Source organism: Rhodococcus sp. CX (assembly GCF_015865005.1).
Lineage (GTDB): Bacteria > Actinomycetota > Actinomycetes > Mycobacteriales > Mycobacteriaceae > Rhodococcus.
On record NZ_JADZGH010000266.1, the window covers coordinates 1,729 to 3,597 of the forward strand.

Sequence of the window (1,869 nt, forward strand, 5' to 3'; positions counted from 1 at the left end):
CAAACGGCGTTCGAACAGTTCACCGGTCGCACCGTCGAGGCCGCAGGCGACCACCCCTCGTGCGTGCACGTCCAGTCCGATACTCGTACGCTGATTCATCGCTGGAGCCTCCCACATCTTGTGGCTCTACCGGCCAGGACCCGTTTCCTGCCGGCAACCCACGTTCACATGTGAGTGAGGCCCCAGCCCAGCCCCTCATATCGTCTAAACTGGTGCAACTCGGGGCCACGCTGTCGCGCGTCGCCGATGTACTGGATGGAACGACCCGGATGCCACTTCCCGATCGACGTGGACTTGGTGGGATCCGCAGACTCAGCGAGTTGGGTCGAGGTTCGGAGCAAGCCTCGATTCCCGGATCAGCGCCAGGTGACGTCGAGTTTGTCGATGGCGTCGAAGTGAAAGCCGAACTGGTCGCCGTAGACATCGAAGCCCTTGTTCTCCGGATAGTCCAGGGTCGCGTGGCGCTCGAGGATCGCGACCACACGAGCCTGATCGTCGTTGGCCAGGGCCGCAGCGAGTTCGCGTGACTCCTCGGCACTGAACGGGACATCTGAGTTCCCGAAATCCAGTGTGCGGGTGCGGTAGTCGTATCCGATCTCGTCGCCATTGCGGACATGGACGCGGCCGGTGACCCGGATCGTGGCGACCTTCGGTGTCCCGTCGGGTTCGAGAACTCCGGCCTTGCGCATGATGTCGTCCGCCTTGGCGGCTTTGAGCTTGGACTTCGCATCGTTGCGTAGTTCGTTGGTCTTGCCCGCCATGTACTTACGCACCGACGAGGGGCTGCGGCCGATCTGCTGCGCCACCGCGTTGACACCCCCGAGCCGGGCGATTGCGGCGCGGCGCTGCGCCAGTTCGACGACCTCGGGATGGGGGATGCGGCCCTGCTGCGCCCAGCGGCGCAAGGTGCGGTCCGAGGGCGGGGTGCGGCCGGCATCGATCGCGGCTTGCCGCAGTCCGTCATTGCCGATCTCGCTGCGCAGCTGCCGGACCGAGACCCGTGCGGTCAGGCCCGCCAGGCCGCGGCTGGTTTCCTGCGCCCGGGCAATGCCGTCGGCCGCCGCGGCCGCGACCGTGACGCGCATGCCGTCGAGACCGATTGTTTTTTGTGGCACGGACTTCGAGCGCGGCTTGGGCAGGTGCAGCGCCATCTACTGCTCCTCGTCGGTGTCGGTGCCGTAGGCCGCGGCGATCGCGAGCCGGACCTCGTGGGTGGTTTCGGCGGCGGCGAACGCCAGGATCATCTCGTCGGTCAGCTCCACCTGCTTCTCGAGGGTCATCTTGCCGAGGGCGGCACTGTCGTCGGCGATGTCCTGGCCCTCCCCCAGCAGATACACCCAGGAGTCGGTCATGGTGCGGATCGGCCACCGTCCGGTCTCGCGGGCGATGCGCATCGCCACCCGGCGCCCGCGCCACCGGCAGTGCGCCATGATCGCCGCCCGCCACAACGGCTGGTGGTGGTGTTGCATCCGGCTGGCGGTCCACATGTCGGGGTTGACCATCCGACCCACGTACCCCTTGTAGCAGGCCCCGAGGAACCGCTTCATCGCCACATCCCCGGTCTCGACCGCGACGGTGCGGGCCTCGCGCAGGATCTTCGCCCACTTGTCCAGGGCCCGGCCCTGTTCCTCGTAGACCCAGGCGTCGGTGACGTCGAGGTCGTCGACGTCCAGGCCCATTCCGCCGTCGGCGATCGGCGCGCACAGTCCTTCCAGGCTGACGGTGGTGATCCAGGTCCGCACCGGCTGATCGTGCAGCATCGCTGGGTGCGGCAGCGGGAGCTTGTCCGGCAGGGCGTACTGGCCGGCGGCGGGCAGGGTCACGCGCCAGATCCCGAACGCCGGCTTGTCGACCGCGGCGGCGGCCGCG

Annotated in this window: 1 protein-coding gene and 2 pseudogenes; all 3 read right to left on the reverse strand. The window is 67.8% G+C overall.

Features of this window, described 5'->3' with window-relative positions; genetic code table 11:
- Positions 1-117: pseudogene (locus I0Q12_RS34335) on the reverse strand (IS110 family transposase); the annotation flags it as partial.
- Positions 118-356: 239 nt separating this feature from the next.
- Positions 357-1,151, reverse strand: a complete 795-nt coding sequence (locus I0Q12_RS29775) for a hypothetical protein (protein WP_197257383.1) — start codon at positions 1,149-1,151, stop codon at positions 357-359.
- Positions 1,152-1,869: pseudogene (locus tag I0Q12_RS34340) on the reverse strand (hypothetical protein); the annotation flags it as partial.

Excerpts from the sequence above, each read along its gene's own strand:
- I0Q12_RS29775 (WP_197257383.1), bottom strand. The coding sequence starts at position 1,151 with ATGGCGCTGCACCTGCCCAAGCCGCGCTCGAAGTCCGTGCCACAAAAA.